We start from the raw sequence: 21,488 nt of genomic DNA, 5'->3' as shown, positions 1-21,488 counted from the left end.
ATTTATCCCAATAGAATTTAGAGTATTAAGTAAACTATATATACCGATTAAAATGAAGAAATTTTTCTTTCCTATAATTTTATTGATTTTATTAATGCTTGAATCTTGTACTACCAGGAAAGAAATACTGTATTTACAAGATTTAGACAGTTATGCAAACTCAACTTTAAATTATACATCGCCTAAAATACAGCCTAACGATATCTTAAAAATAGATATTGGAGATATAAATCCAGTAGTGGCTGCGCCATTTAATATGACTTCAGCAACTAATGGACAAACATCTGTAGAAATGATGAGGTTGTCAGGTTATCTAGTTAATCCGCAAGGAAATATTATGATGCCAATTTTGAATGAAGTGAAAGTTGGAGGTTTAACTCCAGCCAATGTAGAAATCAAAATAAAAGAACGCCTTATAAACGAAAATTATCTGGTAAACCCAACGGTTCAATGTAGAGTGCTGAATAACAAGTTTACGATTTTGGGAGAAGTAAATGCTCCTGGAGTAAAACCTTTTAGCGAAGAATCAATTAGTTTACTTGATGCAATTGGATTGGCGGGAGACTTAACTTATTCTGCAATACGTAAAGATGTAAAACTGATTAGAGAAGTAGATGGAAAACGTTTGGTTTTTCATGTTGATTTAACGAGTGCTTCTTGGATGTCAAATCCGAATTATAGAATAAGACAAAACGATGTTATAATCGTAGAAGCAAATAAACTGAAAGTAAATAGTGGAGGTTTAATAAAAGATCCGATACAAGTATTGGGTATCGCAGCTTCTCTTACTGCAGTGATTTTATTAATTGTAAATAATTAAAAACAGTAAGAAGTTCAGAAATACACTTATTGTTATTAACGCGACTGAATTAATATAAATAGTTATGGATTTTAAAAAAGAATTTTTAAAGTATTTACGTTACTGGCCTTGGTTTTTGCTAAGCTTAATTTTATTTGTTGGAGCTGCTTTTATCTTTATAAAAATTGTTCCGCCAACATACGAAACTTCAGCTACAATCTTGATTGACAAAAAACAAGAAGACAAAACAAAAATTATTACCATCAGTACAGATAAAAGCAGTAGTGAAGATAATTTAGAAGATGAAATAAGATTAATGACTTCTAATGAGTTTTTGTTGGACGTAGTTAAGAATTTGAATTTAAATTACAGCTATTACGAAAAGGTTTATACAGTTCAGAACAATTATATAAATGTTTTGCCTTTCGCTTTAATACCAACAGTTTCTAATGATTCGCTTCCACTAGTTTCTTATGAAATTAAAATAAATGAAAACGGATTTGTTGTAACAGAAACAGATACCGAAAACAGTTATACCGTTAAAGGATATAAAGGAAACGAAGCTGTAAAAGGTTTGCCATTTAAAATCCAATTATCTGCGAAAGCAAAAAAGAATCCGTCGCTTTATTTTGACAAAGAATATAAAGTAACTCTTGAACCTACGATTATTGCTTTAAAAAACTTAAAATCATCACTTCTTGTTGCATCTGATGAAACTGCAAAAGGTGTCATCGAGTTAAAACATATTGGATCAACTCCAGACCGTTCTAGAAAAATATTGAACGAAATTATTGTTTTACTGGATAAAAATATTGTGCTCAACAAACAGAAAGTATTTAGAAATACAGTTTCTTATTTGAATCAAAGAATTAAAAGTTTTACCAAAGAAAAAGATTCTATTGAAAGCGAAAAAGAAAGATATCTGCAAAACAATGATATTGGCGTAATGGACAATTATATTGTTGAAAAAACAGCCGACAGAAGTCAGAAAAAAGAAACCGCTTCTATTAATGAAAGACAAATATCACAAGCTGCTTTTGCAATTAATGACATTAAACAATCGGGGCCTGCGCAAACTTTAGGAACAGATTATAATTTAGATTCGCCTACTGTTAATCAAATGCTTGTTAATTACAATCAAAAATTGATGGAAAGCCAGCTGATCTTAGAAAGAGCGCAGAAAAACAATCCGGCATACATCAGTTTGATGACGCAGCTGAAAACTCAAAAACAAGAAATCTTAAATACTTTAGAAGGTTATTTGAATTTTCTAAATCAAAACAGTAGAGTAAATAGAGAAGAACAAAGTATTGCTGAAGCAAAAGTAAAAAGCATTCCAACAAACGATAAAGTATTGGGAAGAATCAATAGCAATCTTAGTCTAAAAGCAGAAACGTATGTAGCATTATTACAAAAGAAAGAAGAAGCAGTTTTAAACGGAGCCATTTTAGAATCAAATTTAAAAACTCTAAATGCACCAGAAACCAATTATTCTGCAATTTTTCCACAGCCAAAAGTATTTATGCTTGGCGCATTTATGTTTGGGTTGTTGGTTCCTTTCGGAATTACCTACGTTCGTTTATTCTTTGATACCAAAGTGCATAACGAGGAAGACATCCAAAAAATAATTAATAATATCCCTATTTTGGGGAATATTCCTAAAATAAGCACAAATGACAAGCTAGACAATACAGCTACTTCTCGTTCTATGATTGCAGAAGCTTCGAGGGCTTTAGCATCTAATATATCTTATTTACTGCCTAGGAAAGAAGAAAATCGAGGAAGAGTAGTACTCTTTACATCAGCTATTCAAGGCGAAGGAAAATCCTTTTGTGCTTTTCACAGTGCAATAACAAGCAGCAATTTAAACAAGAAAACATTGCTGATAGGCGTCGATCTGAGAAACCCTCAGCTGCATGATTATTTCAATGTTGATAGAAACGTGCCAGGACTTTCAAATTTCTTAGCCAATAAAGCAGATGACTGGAAAGAGTTTCTTCATAAAGAGAATAATTTTTCTAAAAATATTGATGTTTTATTCGCAGGAGAAGCTCCGCCTAATCCATCTCAATTAATAACCAATTCAAATTTTGAATCCTTAATTGAAGAAGCAAAAACACTTTATGATTTTATCATCTTAGATACTGCGCCAGTTCAAATCGTATCTGATACGCTAAATTTCAGTCATTTGGCAGATGTAACAGTATTTGTGGTAAAATATGATTATACAGATAAAAGTAATTTAGTTCATATAAACAATTTCATTAAAAAAGGTCAGTTAAAAAATGTCGGGGTTGTTATAAACGGAGTAAATCTGAAAACCGCTTACGGATATGGTTATAATTATGGCGTAAGTTATGGTTATCAGTATAAAGAATCTGGAATAAAGAAACCCTGGTATAAAAGAGGTCTTAAAATAAAAGAGGCCTAAAATGTACTGAAATCAAATAGTATAAAATGATTCATAAAATAGTTCTGGTTTTATTGCTTTTCGTTGTTGGTGCCGTTTTTTATTTTTCGTGGCTGCCTGATCCTGGTTTTGCGAGTGAGCACTATTTGCCAAGATGGCTTTTAAATTGGAGCAATCATTATTACAATTTGCGTACTGCTGTTCCTTTTTTAGCTGTAGGTTTTTTGTTAGAAGCATATACAGAAAACAATGTGGATTATTTTAAAAATTTAAGTTTTATACAAAATATTGGTATTGCTGGAGTGATCGCATGTATAGCAGAAGGAGGCCAATTTATAATAGAAAGGAGAAGCCCCGATTTTATGGACGTTTTTTATGGAATTGCAGGAAGTTTAATTGGAGCATTAGGTTATAATTTATTGAAAAAGATAAAAAATGCGAAACAGACATAAATTTACTTTCATAATGTGTTGTGCCTTTGCAGACATGATTGCGATGGTACTTGGCACAATGATATTTTTGAATTTTGCGATTGAAGAAAAAGTTGGCTGGAATGCTTTGTTTCTTAATAAAATGATTCCGATTACAATTTTAAGTTGGTTGTTTTCAGTTACTTATTTTCAATTGTATAGAGTAGACGTTCTTTTTAGTTTAGATGAATTTTTCCGAAACAGCTGGCGTGCTTTCTTTACACAAAGAGTTTTATGGCACAGTTACATTTTCATTTTTCAAGATGATGTTTTGTATTTCTTTGGCACAAAGGCAAATCTAATTCAATTGAGTTTTCTATTGTCTTATTTCTTGCTGTCAAGAATTTTGTTTACGCTGGTAATTGGAAAAATAAAAGGGTGGGTTTTTAAGCAATATACTGTTGCAATCTGGGGATTTAATAAAACCAGTATTGAATTGGCTTCTCATTTAGAAAGTAATTCTTTCTTTATCAATTTTGTTGGTATTCTTAACGAAAACTCTTCGGTTGAGTACACAAACAACAGAGATTTTACAGAAGCCTTATGCACAGCAATCCACAAAGCATCTAATGATGATATTAATGAATTATATATCGTTTCGAAACCTGATTTTATTTCAGATTTGAATGATTTTTTTGAGCTTGGAGACAAACATTGTATGCGTTTGAAATTTGTTCCAGATTTCTCTTCCATTTCAAAAAAACATTTCAACTCGACACATTTAAATAATTTTCATGTTATAAAGCCCCGTTTCGAACCTTTACAAAATGCTTATAATCGATTGGCAAAAAGAATATTCGATCTTGTTTTCAGCATTTTGGTGATTGTTTTCATCTTGTCATGGCTGTATCCATTATTAGCCATTATTATTAAAAAACAAAGTAAAGGACCGGTTCTGTTCAGACAAATGCGAACAGGTAAAAAGAATCAGCATTTCTGGTGTTATAAATTTAGAAGTATGTATATGAATTCTGGCGATGAAAGTAAGCAAGCTCAAAAAGGAGACAGCAGAATTACACCAATCGGAAAATTTATTCGCAGAACAAGTTTAGATGAAATGCCGCAATTTTTTAATGTTTTGATTGGAAATATGAGTGTTGTTGGGCCACGTCCGCACATGATTAAACACACATCAGATTACAATGATCACATTAATAATTTTATGGTACGACATTTTGTAAAACCTGGAATCACAGGTTTGGCTCAAGTTTCGGGTCTTAGAGGAGAAACCAAAAGAGTATCTGATATGAAACGACGCGTTACAACAGACATAGAATATGTGCAGCGCTGGAGCTTAATCAAAGACATTAAAATTTGTTTTTTGACTGTTATTGTAACTCTAAAAGGAGATAAAAATGCTTTTTAAACTAATAAAATAAACTAAATATTAAACTTAAAATTAAACTAATAAACTAATAATCATGGATATTAATAATTACCTAATAGGCTTGCTTACAGGAGTTTCTGTGACAACCTTTTTTATCGGAAAAGAGTGGTATAAGTACTATACTAAATATACTATTCAACAAAAACAATTGGACAGAGTTCTAAAATTGAATGATAAAATTAAAAAGCTAAAAACTTTGAGTTCTACTGAAACTCCAAATGTTAATGTTGGCGTTTAGTATTTATTATTTTTAGTTAGATTTTTTTCTTGATTGCTTGTGGATTAAATCCAATAAGCCTACTGTTTACATGAAATAAAGTAATCCTATTTGTTACTTTCATTTTTTACTTAAACACCTACAACAAGTAAAATAAACAGTAGTTAAAAGTTTACGCGATTATAATTTAAATTCGGAAGTATTGGGCACGACTAAGTTATCGAGCTCAATACTTTTGGATTTATTTTAAATTATAGATTGTAGTAAAACATTCTTTTATACTCCTAAATTATTGATTTGCATTTTTTGATTGCAATTGGCAGTCTTAAAACTATTGCAGACAATCTTTTCTATCATCCTTTATTATTGATTTTTATTATTTAATTCGTTTTAAACTTTAATTCCAAAATTTTCAATCACGTCGGTTTGTGATTAATCATCAATTTAATTTTTTGAAAAGTTCGTTTACATATAGGCGTTTGTTTACTGATCTGGTCATTTTACTCCAAAGCGGAGTAAAGTTCAAGTTCAGTTATAAATATATCTTTTGGTTCCTTATTCGAAGGAACATAAGGATTATTTATTTCTATGGAGTTTCGGTATGAGATCATGCTGAAGCTCAGACAATGTGTGTTATAATCGATTGTAGGAAAAATAAATGCTAATTTTTAAGTGATGGTTAAAAAAGAAAGAGTTTTAGTTCGCGATAATAAAGGAGTTTTTCTAAAGATGTTTAAAAGAAAATTTAAAGATGAATTTGAATTTTCTGAGGATTCCTTTTTGTTGAAAAATGAAAATAAAGCAACGAACTTTGATCATTCTGTATTTGTAGTATATGAATATTCAGAGCTGTTGGATTTTTTCGAACTAGGAGGGTTACATTCAAATTTTATAGTTTGTTTATTCAGTAAGCATCTGTATAATGGTTTATCTATGATAGAAGAAATCAAGGACTTACTATTAATTGATGCTTCAAAAAATAAAACAGAAATTTTTGAAGATTTGAAAATGTATTTAAGAAAACCCGCATCTTTACTTCCAAAACTATCTAAAAAGAAATTCGGTAAAAATAAAATGCATGAAAAAGAGCTCGAAGTGCTTCAGAGAGCTTTGTTTTTTATGATGTAATCGTATAAGTAGTTCATTTTTGCGAAAAAGCCTTAAGCACTTGTTGTTTAAGGCTTTTTTTATTTGATAAGCTGAACTGCTTTTTAAACAAATGCTTTATAGTATTTTGCGTATTTTTGCAAAATACAAATCTTAGAAAATGAAACGTTCAGGCACGGCAGATCTTCCTCTACATTATGGACATGTTCCATTATGGCTTGCCGAACGAATGTCTAAACTTGGCTTTGCAATTGTAGAAACGATTGCAATGGAATTTTCTACTGCTGAAGTTATAAGTAAATTAAGTAATCCTTTTTGGTTTCAGAGTTTTGGTGCAGTTATGGGAATGGACTGGCATTCATCTGGAATTACAACTTCTGTGCTTGGCGCATTAAAAAAAGCTGTAAATCCGCATTCAAAAGAACTCGGAATTTACATTTGCGGAGGCAAAGGAAAACACTCTATGCTAACGCCCCAAGAACTTTTATTTGTGGGAGAAAAAACAGGTCTTGACGGAATTAATCTTGCCAGCTGCAGCCGACTAACAGCAAAAGTCGATAATACAGCCATTCAGGACGGATTCCAGTTGTATCAGCATAATTTTATTGTTGATAATAAAGGACAATGGGCTGTAATTCAGCAGGGAATGAACCCGAATTCTAAAACTGCAAGAAGATACCACTGGCATTCGCAAGATTTGAAGTCTTTTATAAATGAACCGCATACTTTTATTTATGGCGAAAATCAAGGGAATATTTTAAATCTTACTGCCGATGCCGCAACGAAATCTAGAGAAGGAATTTTAGAGTTGGTAAAAGAATCTCCAACAAAAATTATAAAAGAAATGCAGCATCTTTCTATGCCAGCGCATCACGATGTAAGAATGGAAGATGTGAACATGAAAAGGCTTGGAGCAATGCTTTGGACAACTCATGAAAATAAGCCAGAAGATTTTGAAGAACTTTTACTTTTAAAAGGAATGGGACCAAGAGCTTTGCAATCATTAGCTTTGGTTAGCGAAATAATTTATGGAACCCCAACTAGATTTGAAGACCCTGCACGTTTTTCATTTGCCCACGGAGGAAAAGACGGACATCCGTTTCCTGTTCCTGTTAAAATTTATGACGAAACAATCGATACTTTGCAAAGAGCAATCAATCGTGCTAAAATTGGCAACAGCGATAAAATAAATGCGATCCATAAATTATCTGAAATTTCGCGAAAAGCAGAAGAAAGCTTTACACCCAATTCTAATTTTGATGCTTTAATTCAAAGAGAAAGAGAAGAGTCTTATAAATATGGAGGAAAGACCGTTTTTGGAGATGCAAAGCCTCCAAAAAAGAAACCAAACAATCCGAATAATCAATTGGAATTATTCTAAAAAATACAAATTATAATTCTCTATTTTTTTGCCTATAATGTCACAAAACGAAAAATCAATTTATACCTTACAATTCATTTTACTTTGCTTGAGTTCCCTATTGTTTTCATCAAGCTTTAATATGATGATACCAGAACTTCCTAATTATTTAAGCAGTTTAGGAGGTGCAGAATACAAAGGACTTATTATTTCCTTATTTACATTAACAGCAGCAATTTCTCGTCCTTTTAGCGGTAAGCTAACAGACAAATGGGGACGTGTTCCTGTTATGGCAATTGGATCTTCGGTATGTGTGGTATGCGGATTTCTTTATCCAATTTTAAGTTCAGTTTCAGGATTTTTATTTCTGCGTTTGGTTCATGGCTTTTCAACTGGGTTTAAACCAACATCAACATCGGCTTATGTAGCAGATATTATTCCGCAGAAAAGATGGGGAGAAGCACTCGGAATGCATGGATTATGTTTCAGCATTGGAGGGGCACTTGGTCCAGCAGTAGGAAGTATGATTGTAAATGCTTACGGAATGAATGTTATGTTTTACAGTTCGTCGTTTCTGGCTTTTTTATCTATTATTATTGTAATGAATATGAAAGAAACCTTGAAAGTAAAAGAGAAATTAAATAAATCAATGTTCATTATTGGCAGAAAAGATATCGTGGATAGAAATGTATTTCCAGCCGGAATTATAACTTTTCTATCTTATACCGCTTTCGGATTAATATTAACTTTAATTCCAGATTGGAGCGAACATCTTGGCGCACAAAACAAAGGACTGTTTTTTACCGCTTTTACGGTGACGTCGGTTTTAGTTCGTTTTTTTGCAGGAAAGGTTTCAGATAGACACGGACGTACAAGCGTAATATTTGCAGGTTTAATTATTACAGCTTTTGCGCTTTTTGTCATTAGCGAAGGCAGAAATATTCAAATGCTTTTGGTAGGAGCAGGGTTTTACGGAATTGGAACTGGAATTTTATCGCCAGCGATTAGTGCCTGGACTATTGATTTGAGTAATCCAGATCACCGAGGAAAAGCGGTTGCAACAATGTATATTTCGATGGAACTTGGAATTGGTAGCGGGGCTCTTATTGGAGGAAGTTATTATAACGATCTCATAATGCGCATACCGCAAATCTTGAAATTTGATATACTGATTATAATTTTAGGTGTTGTATATCTGACCTATTGGACTAGACGTCTCAAAAAAAATCTTAAGAAAGAATTAGAGTAAAATAAAGGAAAAGCTTGTAAAATAATTTACAGGCTTTTTTTGTGTTTTGATGAAAATGAAATCGGTTTTTTTGAAACTATAATCCTTCAATTCAATATTATTAAGATTAATCATATTGAAATTTATGCAAAAAAGTTAACGAAATCCTTTGCGCTTTTTAAAACTTAATAATGTTTTGGCTTTTAACATAAAAAATGTTTAATATTGCGTTTTTGATCCTCACTTTTTAATAATTAATGTCTGTTTATAGCAAATATGCTGATCATATTCTATTAAATCTTCTTAAAGAAGATGATCAATTGGCCTATACAGAAATCTTCGAAAGGTATTCCCGAATTCTCGTTAATCATGCTTATAAATTGCTTGGAAGACATGATGAAGCAAATGATGTTGTTCAAGAAGTATTTTTATCACTTTGGAACAAACGTTACGAATTGGCGGTTACTGGATCTCTTTCTTCTTATTTATACAAAGCTGTAAAAAATAGAATTCTTAATCATATCGCTCACGAAAAAGTGGTTTCGCGTTATGCCGATTCTATTTCAAATTTTATTGAAAACGAATATGTCTTCGCAGATTCTAAACTTAGAGAAAAAGAATTAGAAGCCATTATTGCAAAAGAAATTGCTTTACTCCCTGAAAAAATGCGAGAAGTATTTCTGCTAAGAAAAGTAGAAGAGCTTTCGTATGACGAAATTTCAAATCAATTGAATATAACAGATAAAACTGCAAAACAGCAAGTTTACAATTCAGTAAAAATTCTGCGTGAGAAACTAAAAACCGCGCTTAATGTTTTTATCTGGTAAAATTATTGCAAATTTTTCGATAATTTTTTTTTGATGCATTCTGTTTGTAATGTGCTCATTAATAGAAAGAAAGGCTTTGAAGCTCTTAATCTGTTAACTATAAAATAATATTTTTTTAATTTTTTTTTGTCATTGCCTATGACAAAACCCATTTCTAACTGTCTTACTTAAAAACGGGACAAAATTTCGTGTTGTAATTATGAATGAATCAGAAATCTTAGCATTGCTGCAAAAATACCAAGAAGGAACTTTATCTAATGAAGATAAGGACAAACTTGAGGCATGGTATTTACATAAAGCTTCAAATAGTAACAGACAGCTTAGCGAATATGAACTGGAAGATAGTTACGAACATTTGAAATCGAAGTTGCCATTGGCACAAAAAGCAAAAGTAGTTAGTCTTTGGCCGCGCGTTGCTGTTGCAGCATCTGTTGCTTTATTATTAGGTAGCGGAATATTCTATTTTACAAAATCGGAAGTAAAAGAAGAAGAAAAAATTCAAGTTGTTGAAAAACCTAAAGACATTGCACCTGGAGGAAATAAAGGAATCTTAACGCTTTCTAATGGAAAACAAATTGTTTTGTCTGATGTATCTGCTAAAGATATTATTGCAAAAGAAGGCGAAGAAGATGAGGTTACAATAAAAATGGATGCTAATGGAGTAATTACTTATGTGATAAATCCAAACGCTGATTCTTCGAAAGAAAATGCAAATTCATTTAACACACTTTCTACGCCAACAGGCGGACAATATAATATTGTTTTGGCAGATGGAACTAAAGTATTCTTAAATGCAGTTTCTTCTATCAAATATCCTACACAATTTAATGGAGATGAAAGAACCGTAGAATTAGAAGGAGAAGCTTATTTTGAAGTTGCCAAAGATAAAAGCAAGCCTTTCATCGTAAAATCAGATAATCAGAAGATACAAGTTTTAGGAACACATTTTAATGTTCATGCTTATAATAATGAAGCTATTATAAAAACAACTTTATTGGAAGGAAGTGTTGCGGTTGCTTTCAGAAATCAAACAGCAATTTTAAAACCAGGTCAGCAATCTAATATAACAGAGAATTCGACTAAAATTACAGTTAAAGAAGTCGATACCGAAGCAGCAATTGCTTGGACAAATGGCCGATTTAAATTTGATAATGCCGACTTGAAATCGGTAATGAAACAATTAGAACGCTGGTACGGAATTAAAGTCGAATACCGCGGTGATGTTTCAGACGTGAGATTTAACGGAGGAACATTTAGAAATAAAAATTTGTCTGAAGTATTAAAAGTACTTGAGCTAAGTAATATAAAATTTAAGGTTGAAGGAAAAACGATTATTGTTTATCCGTAAGATCTTTTATTTAACCGATTATATTGAGTCTATAAACTAAAAAACCAGAGGCAGTTGCGATGCTTCTGGTTGTTGTAAAAGTTTATAGCCAATATAAGTTGTCCACTATTGTTTAACTATAACCAAATGTAAATGTATGAAATTTAATTTACAACCAAAAAAACCTTACAAAAAAACTAAAAAAAAGATTCCTAAATTTAATTTTCTGACTCTATTATGTGCCTTGTTTATGTTGTTTTGCAGTTATACAAGCCAAGCTCAGAATATTACCATCAATTTTAAAGAGGCACCTCTTGAAAAAGTTCTAAAAGAAGTGGCTAAACAAGCCAATTACGAAGTTTTTTATACTCAGAAATTGCTTAAGGATTCAAGACCTGTAACTATTAATGCTAAGAATGCTAGTCTGAATGAAACTTTAAATCAAATTTTTAGAAATCAAAGTGTAAAATATAACCTTGCAAATCAAACGATTGTGGTAACTGCTTCAAAAGAGGAGGAGCGGGGAAACGGACTAATCGATATACGAGGAAAGGTAGTAAATAATAGAAATGAACCTTTTCCAGGTGTATCGGTAACTATTTGGGGAACAAATAGAACCAGCGTAACAGATTTTGACGGAAGTTTTGCTTTTGATAAAGTGTCTCCAACTGGAGTACTGGATTGTTCAGGATTAACAATCGAGAAAAAGACTTTTTCAATCAATGGGCGAAGCGAAATGACGCTTGTTGTTGATGACAAAGTTTCGACAATGAAAGAAGTTGTAGTTACTGGTTTCCAAACTATTGCAAGAAGTAATTTTACTGGAGCAATTTCTAAAGTTGACGAAAAAACATTAAACGAAAATATCAATTCAAATTTATCAAGTGCGCTTGAAGGACGTGTTGCTGGTTTGATGTTTCAAAAAAATGTAACTGGATCTGACTCAGATAAACCTATATTAAGAGGTATGGGAACTTTTTCTTCTCAGGTTGGTTACACTCCGCTTTTGGTAATAGATGGTTTGCCAACAGAATTAAGTTTAGATGATATTAATCCGTATGATATTGAAAGTGTTGACGTTCTAAAAGATGCGGCTGCGGCTTCTATTTATGGTTCGAGAGCGGCAAACGGTATTATTGTTTTAACTACTAAAAAAGGAAATGGTAAATTAAAAGTTAGCATCAATTCAGATTTCTTTATTTCTACAAAGCCAAATTTAAGAGATATGAATTATGCTTCTACAAGCGAATTGATCGATTTTGAGCAGGCAGTTTACGATAGAGAAAGAGCAAGATTTGCAGACACATCTACAATGTTTAGCAGTTATGGAGATATTGGAAGCAGCAGTATGAAATATTACAGTCCGCTTTATCAATTGAACAGAAATTTAGAAGAAGGAAAAATTGATAATGCGACTTACGACAGTACTATTGCACAATGGAGAAAAAACGATTACATAAAAGATTATCGTGATAATGTTTGGCAAAACGAGTTAAGACAACGCTACAATATTGCATTTTCGGGTAGTACAAGTAAACAAAATACTTATGTTTCTCTTAATTATGACGAATCAAAAGATCGTATAAAATTCAATAACAGCCGAGCATTTAACCTTTATGCTAAAAGCAGTTTTCAAATAAATAATTGGCTAAACGCTACATTTGGAGTAAACGGAACTTATAGTAATGATGATGTTACCGATGCTGCTTTTGGAAATTATGATATCCAAAAAAGATACGAGCGTATAACGGATGATAACGGAAACCTTGTGATGTCACCATTTGTGGGTATTAGCGATGGTTTTACTTCTGGTAGTGTTATTAATCCTGCCGTTGCTGAAAAATTAGCAGGCTTAAGTGGTTTTAAATCAACAGAATTTAATGTTTTAGATGCGCTTCAAGAAGGTATTGAAAAACAAAATTCATTAAGCTTAAGAACTTTTGCCAACATAAAAGCTAAAATTTGGAAAGGCTTAAGCGCTAATTCGCAATTTCAATATGAATTAAGAAGAAATGATAACGAACAATATTACGCTGTTGACTCGTACAGAATGCGTATGGCTATTAATTCTTTGACAGGCTATAATCCGACTACAAATACTTATACCTATGTAGATGGTTTTTCAGCAGGAGGACGATACAAACAATCTAGCAGTCAGGCAAGTAATTATTCTTTTAGAAATCAATTAGATTTTAATCAAGAATTTGGTGATGGAAAACATTCTGTAAATGCATTAGCAGGTTTTGAAATGCGTGAAACTTTTGTTCCAAGAACTATTGAACAATTACGATATGGTTATGATCCTGTAACATTAAGTTCTTCAGTATTAAACAACCTTTTGCTTAGTCAAACTGGAGTTTCAAGTTATATTTATGGAAGTAACAGAACTTTGTCTGCTTTATCAAGAACGCAAACAGAAGTTTTACACCGTTATTTTTCAATGTTTAGTACGGCGAGTTATACTTATTTATCTAAATATAATATTACAGGAAGTTACCGTGTAGATCGAGCAGATTTATTTGGAGTAGATCCAAAATACAAAAACCGTCCTTTATGGTCAGCTGGTTTAGGTTGGAATATAAGCAATGAAGATTTTATGAAAGAGGTAAAATGGGTGAGTATGCTGAAATTAAGATCTACTTACGGTATTAACGGAAATATAGATCAGAGTACAACTCCTTATATTACAGCGACTATCAAAAACGATAACTTATATCAATCTCTGCAATATACTAATATCACATCGCAGCCAAACCCAATGTTGAGATGGGAAAAAACACAGAGTGCCAATTTTGGTATTGATTATAGTTTGTTCAGAACTAAGCTGAATGGTACAATTGATATCTACCGCAAATACAGCACTGATTTATTGGCAACAACAGATTTAGATCCTACAGTTGGTGCATTATCAAGAAGAATTAATGCAGGAGCTTTAATGAACAAAGGTGTTGAATTTACTTTAGGTTCAGAATGGTTTAATAATGGTAGCTTTAAAATAGCTTCAAATGCAGTTTTAGCCTTTAACAAAACAACCGTAAAAAAAGTAACAAGAGCACAATCAACGGCTTCTGTTTATGTTAGCTCGCCAATTGATTACTTTTTAGAAAACGAAGCATACAATAGTTTATACGCTTACAAATATGGCGGAACTGTTAATGGATATCCATATATTTTGGATGAAGAGGGGAATCCGTCAATTACTTTTGACGAAAATGGAAATCCAATTTCAACCAGTATAAAATCGGTTACAAATCCAGATGCTTTAGTAAATATGGGAAGTTTGACACCAACTTATACAGGTTCGTTGTCTCAGCGATTTTCTTATAAACAATTCGATTTAAATTTCTTGTTTGTTTTCTCTGGAGGAAATGTAATGCGTAAAGAAGTTTTAGCAATGGATTCAGATGCTGTGAACCTTTCTGGCATTGCAGACCGTTACACAGATGCTAATCCAAACGGAAATACCCGTTTATATGTAGATTTAGACGAAAGTGTTCGAAATTATGCTACAACAATCAGCAGCCAATGGAGAAATTCAAGCGCAAATGTTGTTGATGGCGATTACATCAAATTGAGAAACATTTCGTTGAGCTATAATTTGCCTAAAGACTTTGCAAATAGAATAAAAATGAGTTCAGCTAAATTCACTTTCCAAATGAATAATATTTGGTATTGGAGTGCTGCTGGCAATCGTATCGATCCAGAAGTTTATAGCGCAAATTCTGGCACACGTAATTTACCATTGCCGAAAACGTATTTATTTGGCTTTAATCTTACTCTTTAAAAAAATGAAACATTTATATATTACACTATTATCAGTTATGATGCTCGCTGTAACATCTTGTGACGATTACACAGATGTTACGCCAAAAGGAGCTTTAGTTATTGAAACGCCAGAACAATTCCTAGACTTAGTTTCACTGCCAGGAAGAGGTTATCCAATCAGCAACTTCCAGTATTTATCAGACGATCAATGGATGAAAGAGTCAAATGTAATTGGAAAAACGCCAAACATCGATATCATTAATTTTACTTTTGATGAAAGCGTAGACCGAGTTTCATTAATGACCGGTTCAAGTTTTTACAACCAAGCGTATACTTATATCAACAGATGGAATACTATTATTTCGTTAGTTGATGATAGTAAAGGAGACGAAAGCATAAAACGATTAGCAAAAGCTGAAGCTCAAATTTATAGAGCATACGATCACTTTTTATTAGTGAATCATTATGCGAAAGCTTACGATCCGGCTACTGCAGCTACTGATGGAGGAATTTGCATCATGGATAAATTCGATTTAGAAGCACAGCCAGCAAAATCGACTGTAGCACAGGTTTATGAATTTATTCAAAAAGATATTGAAGAAGCGTTGCCATATCTTCAGGAAAAACCAACAGATGTTTACCATCCGTCATTAGCATTTGCTTATGCGTTCAAAGCTAAAGTTCATTTGTTCAAACGTGAAATTGCAAGCGCTCAAGCGGCAGCCGAAAAATCTTTAAGCTATAACAATCAAATATTTGATATGGTTGCTTATAATGCGCAGGGCGGACCAAGCACTGTTTTTGTGCCTGCTGCAGATAATGTAGAAGTTCTAAGTTATATGTATATGAATGGTTATAACGAAATGAACTTTGGACAACTTTACATTATCAGTCCAGAATTGAGAACTCTATTTGGTCTTAATGATGCTCGTTTTAATTTGTTTTTTAATACTACAAGTACAACCAATTTAGATCAAGGTTCAAACACTGCATATTGGGGAACTCAGTATACGAAGTTTTTTTATCCAACAGTGGGTATGAAAACTACAGAAGTATATTTAATGCTTGCAGAATGTTACGCAAGAGATAATAAGCTTAATGAAGCAGTAGATGTTTTAAACACCTTAAGAGCAAAACGTATTTTATCTGGAACTGTGAATTTAGACGTTCCAGCTACAAGAAAAGAAACAATGGAATTGGTTATCAATGAACGAAGAAAAGAATTGCTTTTTGGTTTCAACCGATTTTTTGATCTAAAACGATTAAATACGGAGTCAGAATATGCGAAGACAATTACCAGAGTATTTCCAATTGTTAATAAAACAGTTGAACAGAAAACGTACACTTTACAGCCTAATTCAAGATTATACATTGTGCCGTTTCCGTTGTCTGCCTTGACAAAAAATCCAAAACTTACATTAAATACAGACGAACAAGTTCCGTTTTAATTCCAATGAAAAAATTAATTATATTCTTAATCATGCTGTCTTCTTGGCAGCATGGTTTTGCTCAAACTCCAGAAAAAAAAGCCGACAGTACAAGTACGCAACCAAAAGGTATGCAGGCTTATAGCAAAATTATTACTGATAAAGCTAAAAACAAATCAGGACTTTTTACTGTTAGCCAAGTCGATACTAAATATTACTTCCAAATTCCAGATAGTTTGTTTAACCGATATATGCTGGTGGTAACGCGATATTTGTCTACTCCAGAAGGAATGGGAATTTTTGGTGGTGAAAAAGCTAACGAGCAGACTATTTATTTTGAAAAAGGAACAAATAACACTGTTTTTTTAAGATCATTGCAGTACAGACAAGATGTTCGTTCTGCCGATTCTATGCTGGCAAAAGCATTAGCAGGCAGTAACGAAAATCCGATTGTAGCGGCTTTTCCAATAAAAACAACCAATCCTGATAACGGAAATGTTGTTATTGATGTAACTGATTCTTTCAAGAAAGATAATGCGATGTTTTCTATTGGAAGCTCTGAGAAAACTGAAAAAAAATTAACTTCTCTCGCAGATGATAAATCCTTTGTTGAAACTATAGATACTTATCCGATTAATATTGAAGTTAAAACTACAAAAACTTATACCAGTTCTACCGCAAGCAGCGGAAGCATTACGTTAAGATTAAATACCTCTATAGTATTGCTTCCGAAAATACCAATGCGTAAACGATTTTTTGATGAAAGAGTAGGCTATTTTGCTAATAAATATGTTCTATTTGATGACGATGAACAACGCGCACAAAAAAAGTTCATTATTCAACGTTATCGATTAGAACCTAAAGACAAAGACATTAAAAAATATTTAAGAGGCGAATTGGTCGAACCAAAAAAACAAATTGTTTACTACATCGATCCTGCAACACCAAAAAAATGGAGACCTTATTTAATTGCAGGTATAAACGACTGGCAAAAAGCTTTTGAAGCTGCCGGATTTAAAAATGCAATTGTAGGTAAAGAATGGCCAGAAGATGATAAAACAATGAGTTTGGAAGATGCGCGATATTCTGTAGTAAGATATTTAGCTTCTGAAACACCAAATGCTTACGGGCCAAGAATTAGCGATCCAAGAAGCGGTGAAATTATGGAAAGTCATGTTGGCTGGTATCATAATGTAATGAAATTGGTACAGAGATGGTACATGATTCAGGCTGGACCGTTAGATGCTAGAGCAAGAAAAATGCACTTAGACGATGAATTAATGGGACAATTAATTCGTTTTGTTTCTTCACACGAAATCGGACATACAATTGGTCTTCGTCATAATATGGGAGCGAGTAGTGCTACTCCAGTAGAAAAACTTCGTGATAAAAAATGGGTAGAAGCAAACGGACATACTGTTTCTATTATGGATTATGCCCGTTTTAATTATGTAGCACAGCCAGAAGATAATATTAGTCCAGTAGGTCTTTATCCGCGTATTGGAAGTTATGATAAATGGGCAGTTCAGTGGGGTTATAAATATTATCCAAATGCCAAAGATGAGTTTGAAGAAGAGAATTTACTAGCTAAATTAACTACAGATAGTTTAACAGCAAATCCGAAATTATGGTTTGGTGGAGAAGGTAAAGATGAAGATCCGCGCAGTCAAGCAGAAGATCTTGGAGACGATGCGGTACTTGCCAGCGATTACGGAATTAAAAATCTAAAACGTGTAGTTCCTCATTTGATTGAATGGACTTATCAGCCAAATGATCCTTACGATAATTTAGCAGATATGCATAAAGCAGTAGTTAGGCAGTACGGATTGTACTTGTATCATGTTCTGAAATACATTGGAAACAATTATGTTACAAAACGAACTGTTGATGAAAAAGGAGCAGTTTACAAACCAGTTCCTAAAGCAAAAATAAAAGCTGCAATTGATTATTTAGGAAGACAATTGTTTGTTGCGCCGCTTTGGATGTATCCGCAGGAAATCGATGATCTTATTGCTTTAAAAAGAGAAGATCAAATTTCAGATCAACAGAATCAGATATTGAATATGTTATTAAGTTCTGGTATGCTTTATAATATTAGCCTTAAATCTATGCAGTCTGAAGAAGCTTATACTGTTCCTGAATTTTTAAATGATGTGCAGCAAATAGTTTGGGTGAAATTTAGCGGAGATGAAAAGCAAGATTATTACAGAAGAAGTTTTCAGCGTGGCTATGTTGAAAAACTAGGAATGCTTTTATTGCCAAAAGAAGTAGAACCTGGAAAAGCATCAAACACAGCACAAAGAAGTGATGTAAGACTTTATGGAAAACAGCATCTTTTAAAATTAAAAACAGATGTCGCAAAACTGATGAATGCTTCAACAGGAATAAATAAAGATCATTATGAAAGCATTTTAATAGAAATAGATAAAATCATTACAAAATTAGATAAACCTACATCATGAAAAATTTATTAGTTGTAACATTCCTTTTTCTTAGCTGTTTGGCTCAGGCTCAATTAACTTCAAAAGAAGAAGTAGCTCCTGAATTAGTTGCAAAACGCGAAGCTGAGAAAAAAGAAATCACAAAGAATTATTTAGCTCTTAAAAATAGCTTTTTAACTTCAGACAGTCTTGCTGTTGTTAAAAATGCAGAAGCCTTGAAAAGTTCGCTAAAGAATTTCAAGTTTAAAAAATTAAACCTGGAAAATATGAATAAGGCTACCATTTCACGAAAAGAAATCATTGATTTGGCAACAGCATTAACAGTAACAAAAAATATTAACAAACAACGTAAGATTTTTGAGTCTCTTTCTCTGAAATATTGGGATCAGGTGGCAAAATTCAAACCTGCTGATGAAACATTATATTTACAAGTTTGCCCAATGACAGGCGCAGTTTGGACAAGTGATAGTAAGGAAATAAAAAATCCATACTATCCAAAAAATATGCTGACTTGCGGTGAAGTGAAAGCAAGTCTATAATTTTTTTAATTTGAATTAGTTGATAGATGCGGTATTCTAAGGAAGCCGTATTTGTCGTTTATGATAATAAGACTTAATCTAAGTTTGAATTGAATAAAAAAAGCCTGTAAACAAAGAGTTTACAGGCTTTTTTGTGGAGTCGCCGGGAATCGAACCCGGGTCCAAACAAGCAACTAAAGAGCTTTCTACACGCTTATTTCCTGATTGAATTTTCGATGTTGAGCTAGGCCAGAAACAACCACCCAACACTTATCTTCTTAAATTTCGAAATCCACCCGAAGCTCATGGAAATCTAGGTTTATTTTTACGGTTCTCCTGAACGGAACGCCACAAACCAAGGCTTTCCAGGAGAATCCAGCTTCCCTACCTTGTAGAGACGTGGCGCAATCTTACTATGATTCGGATTATGCAGCTAAAGCGTAATTATTTTCGCCGTGTAAAAGTTTGAGATCTTATATTTACGAGCAAGGTCTCAATGCTCGACGTGCTTACTGTTCAATTCGACTTGCTGTCAAAACCAGTCGACCCCAAAAAATAAGTCTGCAAATTTAGGGTATTTGAAATTACTTTCTACTAAAATTTTCAGAAAAAAAATTAGTCAAAAGTTGTAAAGCCGAAAGTCGAAAGTCCAAGAGTGAAAGTAAAAAGTTGTAAAGTTTTTAAAATCAAAAGATTGCTTTCTGTTGCTTCTCTTTATTTTTCGATAATTGGTATGTTTAAAAAAGAATAAAGTTTATATTGTCAACTGTTTTAAGACTTTTGACTTTCGACTTTATTATTATTTTATTCTTCGTCTTTAAAATTAAAAGGGTAATCTCCAAAGATCGGAGCTAATTTACGCACTGCATAAGTGTTTCGGGTCATTTTATTAGATAGTGCAATAATTGTTACACCTTCTTTCATCAAAGTAATATAAGATGAGGTATTTCCGTGCCACCATCCATTATGAAAATAGAAGTTCTGACCCGTTTCCCAGTTAATCATTCTAATTCCGAGACCGTAATTCTTAGTTCCTTTACGTTCGTTGCTATAACCCGTATAAACTTGTTTCAATAATTCAGGTTTCAAGAAATCTGGAGATTGTCTTGCTCTATCAAATTTTAAAAGATCTCTAGCTGTAGAGAAAACATTTTTATCTCCGTAAACATTATCAAGATAATCAAAACCAATTTCTACACCATTACCTTTGTAAGAAGGAACAATCTTTTTTCTGTCTTTGTCATCGTCAAAAACATAAGTATGCGTCATTCCAAGAGGTTTGAAAATCATTTCAGACATCGCTTCTTTATAACTCAATCCTGTAATTTTTTCTATAATAAGCGCCAACATTGCATAGTTGGTATTACAGTAGCTGAAACGTGTTCCAGTTCTAGATTCTAAACCAACATCTTTTGTTGCTAAAATATCTAAAATATCTTTATTAGTTAATTGGTTATGCCTGTCCCAAACCGATTTATCGTGATCTGTGAAATAAGCATAGTTACGCATTCCTGTGCGATGACTTAAAAGCATTCTAATCGTACATTCTTCGTAAGGAAAAGTTTTTAAAATCGTATTTACTTTTTGGTCCAAATCAATTTTACCTGCGTTTACCAGTTTTAAAACCGCTGTAGCTGTCAAAACTTTACTTACTGAAGCAATCTGTACAGGAGTTTCAGCCGTTATTTTTGTCCCTTCATTTTTATTCGCAAAACCATTATATCTTTCAAATAAAATCTGTCCGTTTTTAGCAACTAAAAAGCTTCCGTTCATGTTGTTATTTGGCCAGTTTTTGTTGTAAAAGTGATTTATTCTGCCAACAACCGAATTTTTATAGGCCTGAGAAACTTTCTTTTCTGCGCCTAACGGCTTCATTTTAGGTAATGTATCTTCTATTATTGGGGTAGTAGCTGTGTCAGTTTTTTTGTCTTTACCACATGAACTTAAAACTAGTATAGAAAAAAGTATTTGTGGTATCTTTGTTTTTTTAAGGAAAATCATTTGCATCGTTCTTTAAAAACAAATATATCGAATTCAATTTTGTTGTATTCTCATTTCTGAGGCGTTAATTTGTGTTTTTTAACTTTTTTTTAAGACCTTAAAAATATATTCGTTTGTTTTTCAGCTTATAACGGTTTTGAAACATTCTAAATAGAAATTTTGAAACAAAATTTTAACTAAATTTGTTATATTTGAAACAAATGT

At 32.6% G+C, this 21,488-nt stretch carries 15 protein-coding genes and 1 other RNA gene; 14 read left to right on the top strand and 2 right to left on the bottom strand.

Annotated features, from left to right (window positions below):
* Window positions 1-52: 52 nt before the first annotated feature.
* From DM444_RS16690 to DM444_RS16625, 14 genes are all read left to right on the top strand, one after another.
* Window positions 53-820: a polysaccharide biosynthesis/export family protein gene (locus tag DM444_RS16690; RefSeq protein WP_111288680.1), complete on the top strand. Its 768-nt coding sequence runs from the start codon at window positions 53-55 to the stop codon at window positions 818-820.
* A 64-nt stretch (window positions 821-884) separates the two neighbouring features.
* Window positions 885-3,230, top strand: a complete 2,346-nt coding sequence (locus DM444_RS16685) for a GumC family protein (protein WP_111288678.1) — start codon at window positions 885-887, stop codon at window positions 3,228-3,230.
* 26 nt (window positions 3,231-3,256) lie between these two features.
* Window positions 3,257-3,661: a VanZ family protein gene (locus tag DM444_RS16680; RefSeq protein ID WP_111288676.1), complete on the top strand. Its 405-nt coding sequence runs from the start codon at window positions 3,257-3,259 to the stop codon at window positions 3,659-3,661.
* The gene (locus DM444_RS16675; RefSeq protein WP_162614988.1) at window positions 3,645-5,045 is read left to right on the top strand and encodes an exopolysaccharide biosynthesis polyprenyl glycosylphosphotransferase; all 1,401 of its coding nucleotides are present in this window, start codon (window positions 3,645-3,647) and stop codon (window positions 5,043-5,045) included. The genes DM444_RS16680 and DM444_RS16675 overlap by 17 nt, the downstream gene beginning before the upstream one ends.
* Window positions 5,046-5,100: 55 nt before the next feature.
* The gene (locus DM444_RS16670; RefSeq protein WP_111288672.1) at window positions 5,101-5,304 is read left to right on the top strand and encodes a hypothetical protein; all 204 of its coding nucleotides are present in this window, start codon (window positions 5,101-5,103) and stop codon (window positions 5,302-5,304) included.
* Window positions 5,305-5,958: 654 nt separating this feature from the next.
* Window positions 5,959-6,411, top strand: coding sequence for a hypothetical protein (locus DM444_RS16665; RefSeq protein ID WP_111288670.1), 453 nt, complete (start codon window positions 5,959-5,961; stop codon window positions 6,409-6,411).
* A 139-nt stretch (window positions 6,412-6,550) separates the two neighbouring features.
* Window positions 6,551-7,771 carry a DUF763 domain-containing protein gene (locus DM444_RS16660; protein WP_111288668.1) on the top strand — a complete coding sequence of 407 codons (1,221 nt, stop codon included), beginning with the start codon at window positions 6,551-6,553 and terminating at the stop codon, window positions 7,769-7,771.
* A 37-nt stretch (window positions 7,772-7,808) separates the two neighbouring features.
* Window positions 7,809-8,999: an MFS transporter gene (locus tag DM444_RS16655; RefSeq protein WP_111288667.1), complete on the top strand. Its 1,191-nt coding sequence runs from the start codon at window positions 7,809-7,811 to the stop codon at window positions 8,997-8,999.
* Window positions 9,000-9,235: 236 nt separating this feature from the next.
* Entirely contained in the window at window positions 9,236-9,805 is a 570-nt protein-coding gene (locus DM444_RS16650) for an RNA polymerase sigma factor (RefSeq protein WP_111288665.1), read from the top strand.
* Between the two features lie 199 nt (window positions 9,806-10,004).
* On the top strand, window positions 10,005-11,153 hold the full coding sequence (locus DM444_RS16645) for a FecR family protein (RefSeq protein ID WP_111288663.1): 1,149 nt from the start codon (window positions 10,005-10,007) through the stop codon (window positions 11,151-11,153).
* Between the two features lie 136 nt (window positions 11,154-11,289).
* The gene (locus DM444_RS16640; protein WP_111288661.1) at window positions 11,290-14,916 is read left to right on the top strand and encodes a SusC/RagA family TonB-linked outer membrane protein; all 3,627 of its coding nucleotides are present in this window, start codon (window positions 11,290-11,292) and stop codon (window positions 14,914-14,916) included.
* Between the two features lie 4 nt (window positions 14,917-14,920).
* A complete protein-coding gene (locus DM444_RS16635) occupies window positions 14,921-16,345 on the top strand; it encodes a RagB/SusD family nutrient uptake outer membrane protein (protein WP_111289250.1) in 1,425 nt (474 codons plus the stop codon).
* Window positions 16,346-16,350: 5 nt separating this feature from the next.
* Window positions 16,351-18,786 carry a zinc-dependent metalloprotease gene (locus DM444_RS16630; protein ID WP_111288659.1) on the top strand — a complete coding sequence of 812 codons (2,436 nt, stop codon included), beginning with the start codon at window positions 16,351-16,353 and terminating at the stop codon, window positions 18,784-18,786.
* Entirely contained in the window at window positions 18,783-19,304 is a 522-nt protein-coding gene (locus tag DM444_RS16625; RefSeq protein ID WP_111288657.1) for a DUF3347 domain-containing protein, read from the top strand. The genes DM444_RS16630 and DM444_RS16625 overlap by 4 nt, the downstream gene beginning before the upstream one ends.
* Window positions 19,305-19,435: 131 nt before the next feature.
* Here DM444_RS16625 and ssrA read toward each other — a convergent pair.
* Window positions 19,436-19,833: a transfer-messenger RNA gene (ssrA, locus tag DM444_RS16620) on the bottom strand.
* Between the two features lie 254 nt (window positions 19,834-20,087).
* Window positions 20,088-21,290 carry a serine hydrolase domain-containing protein gene (locus tag DM444_RS16615; protein WP_111288655.1) on the bottom strand — a complete coding sequence of 401 codons (1,203 nt, stop codon included), beginning with the start codon at window positions 21,288-21,290 and terminating at the stop codon, window positions 20,088-20,090.
* Window positions 21,291-21,488 lie beyond the last annotated feature (198 nt).

The organism is Flavobacterium ginsenosidimutans, assembly GCF_003254625.1.
GTDB lineage: Bacteria > Bacteroidota > Bacteroidia > Flavobacteriales > Flavobacteriaceae > Flavobacterium > Flavobacterium ginsenosidimutans.
Note: the sequence above shows the minus strand (reverse complement) of the source record. Positions and strands in the feature narration are given on the sequence as shown.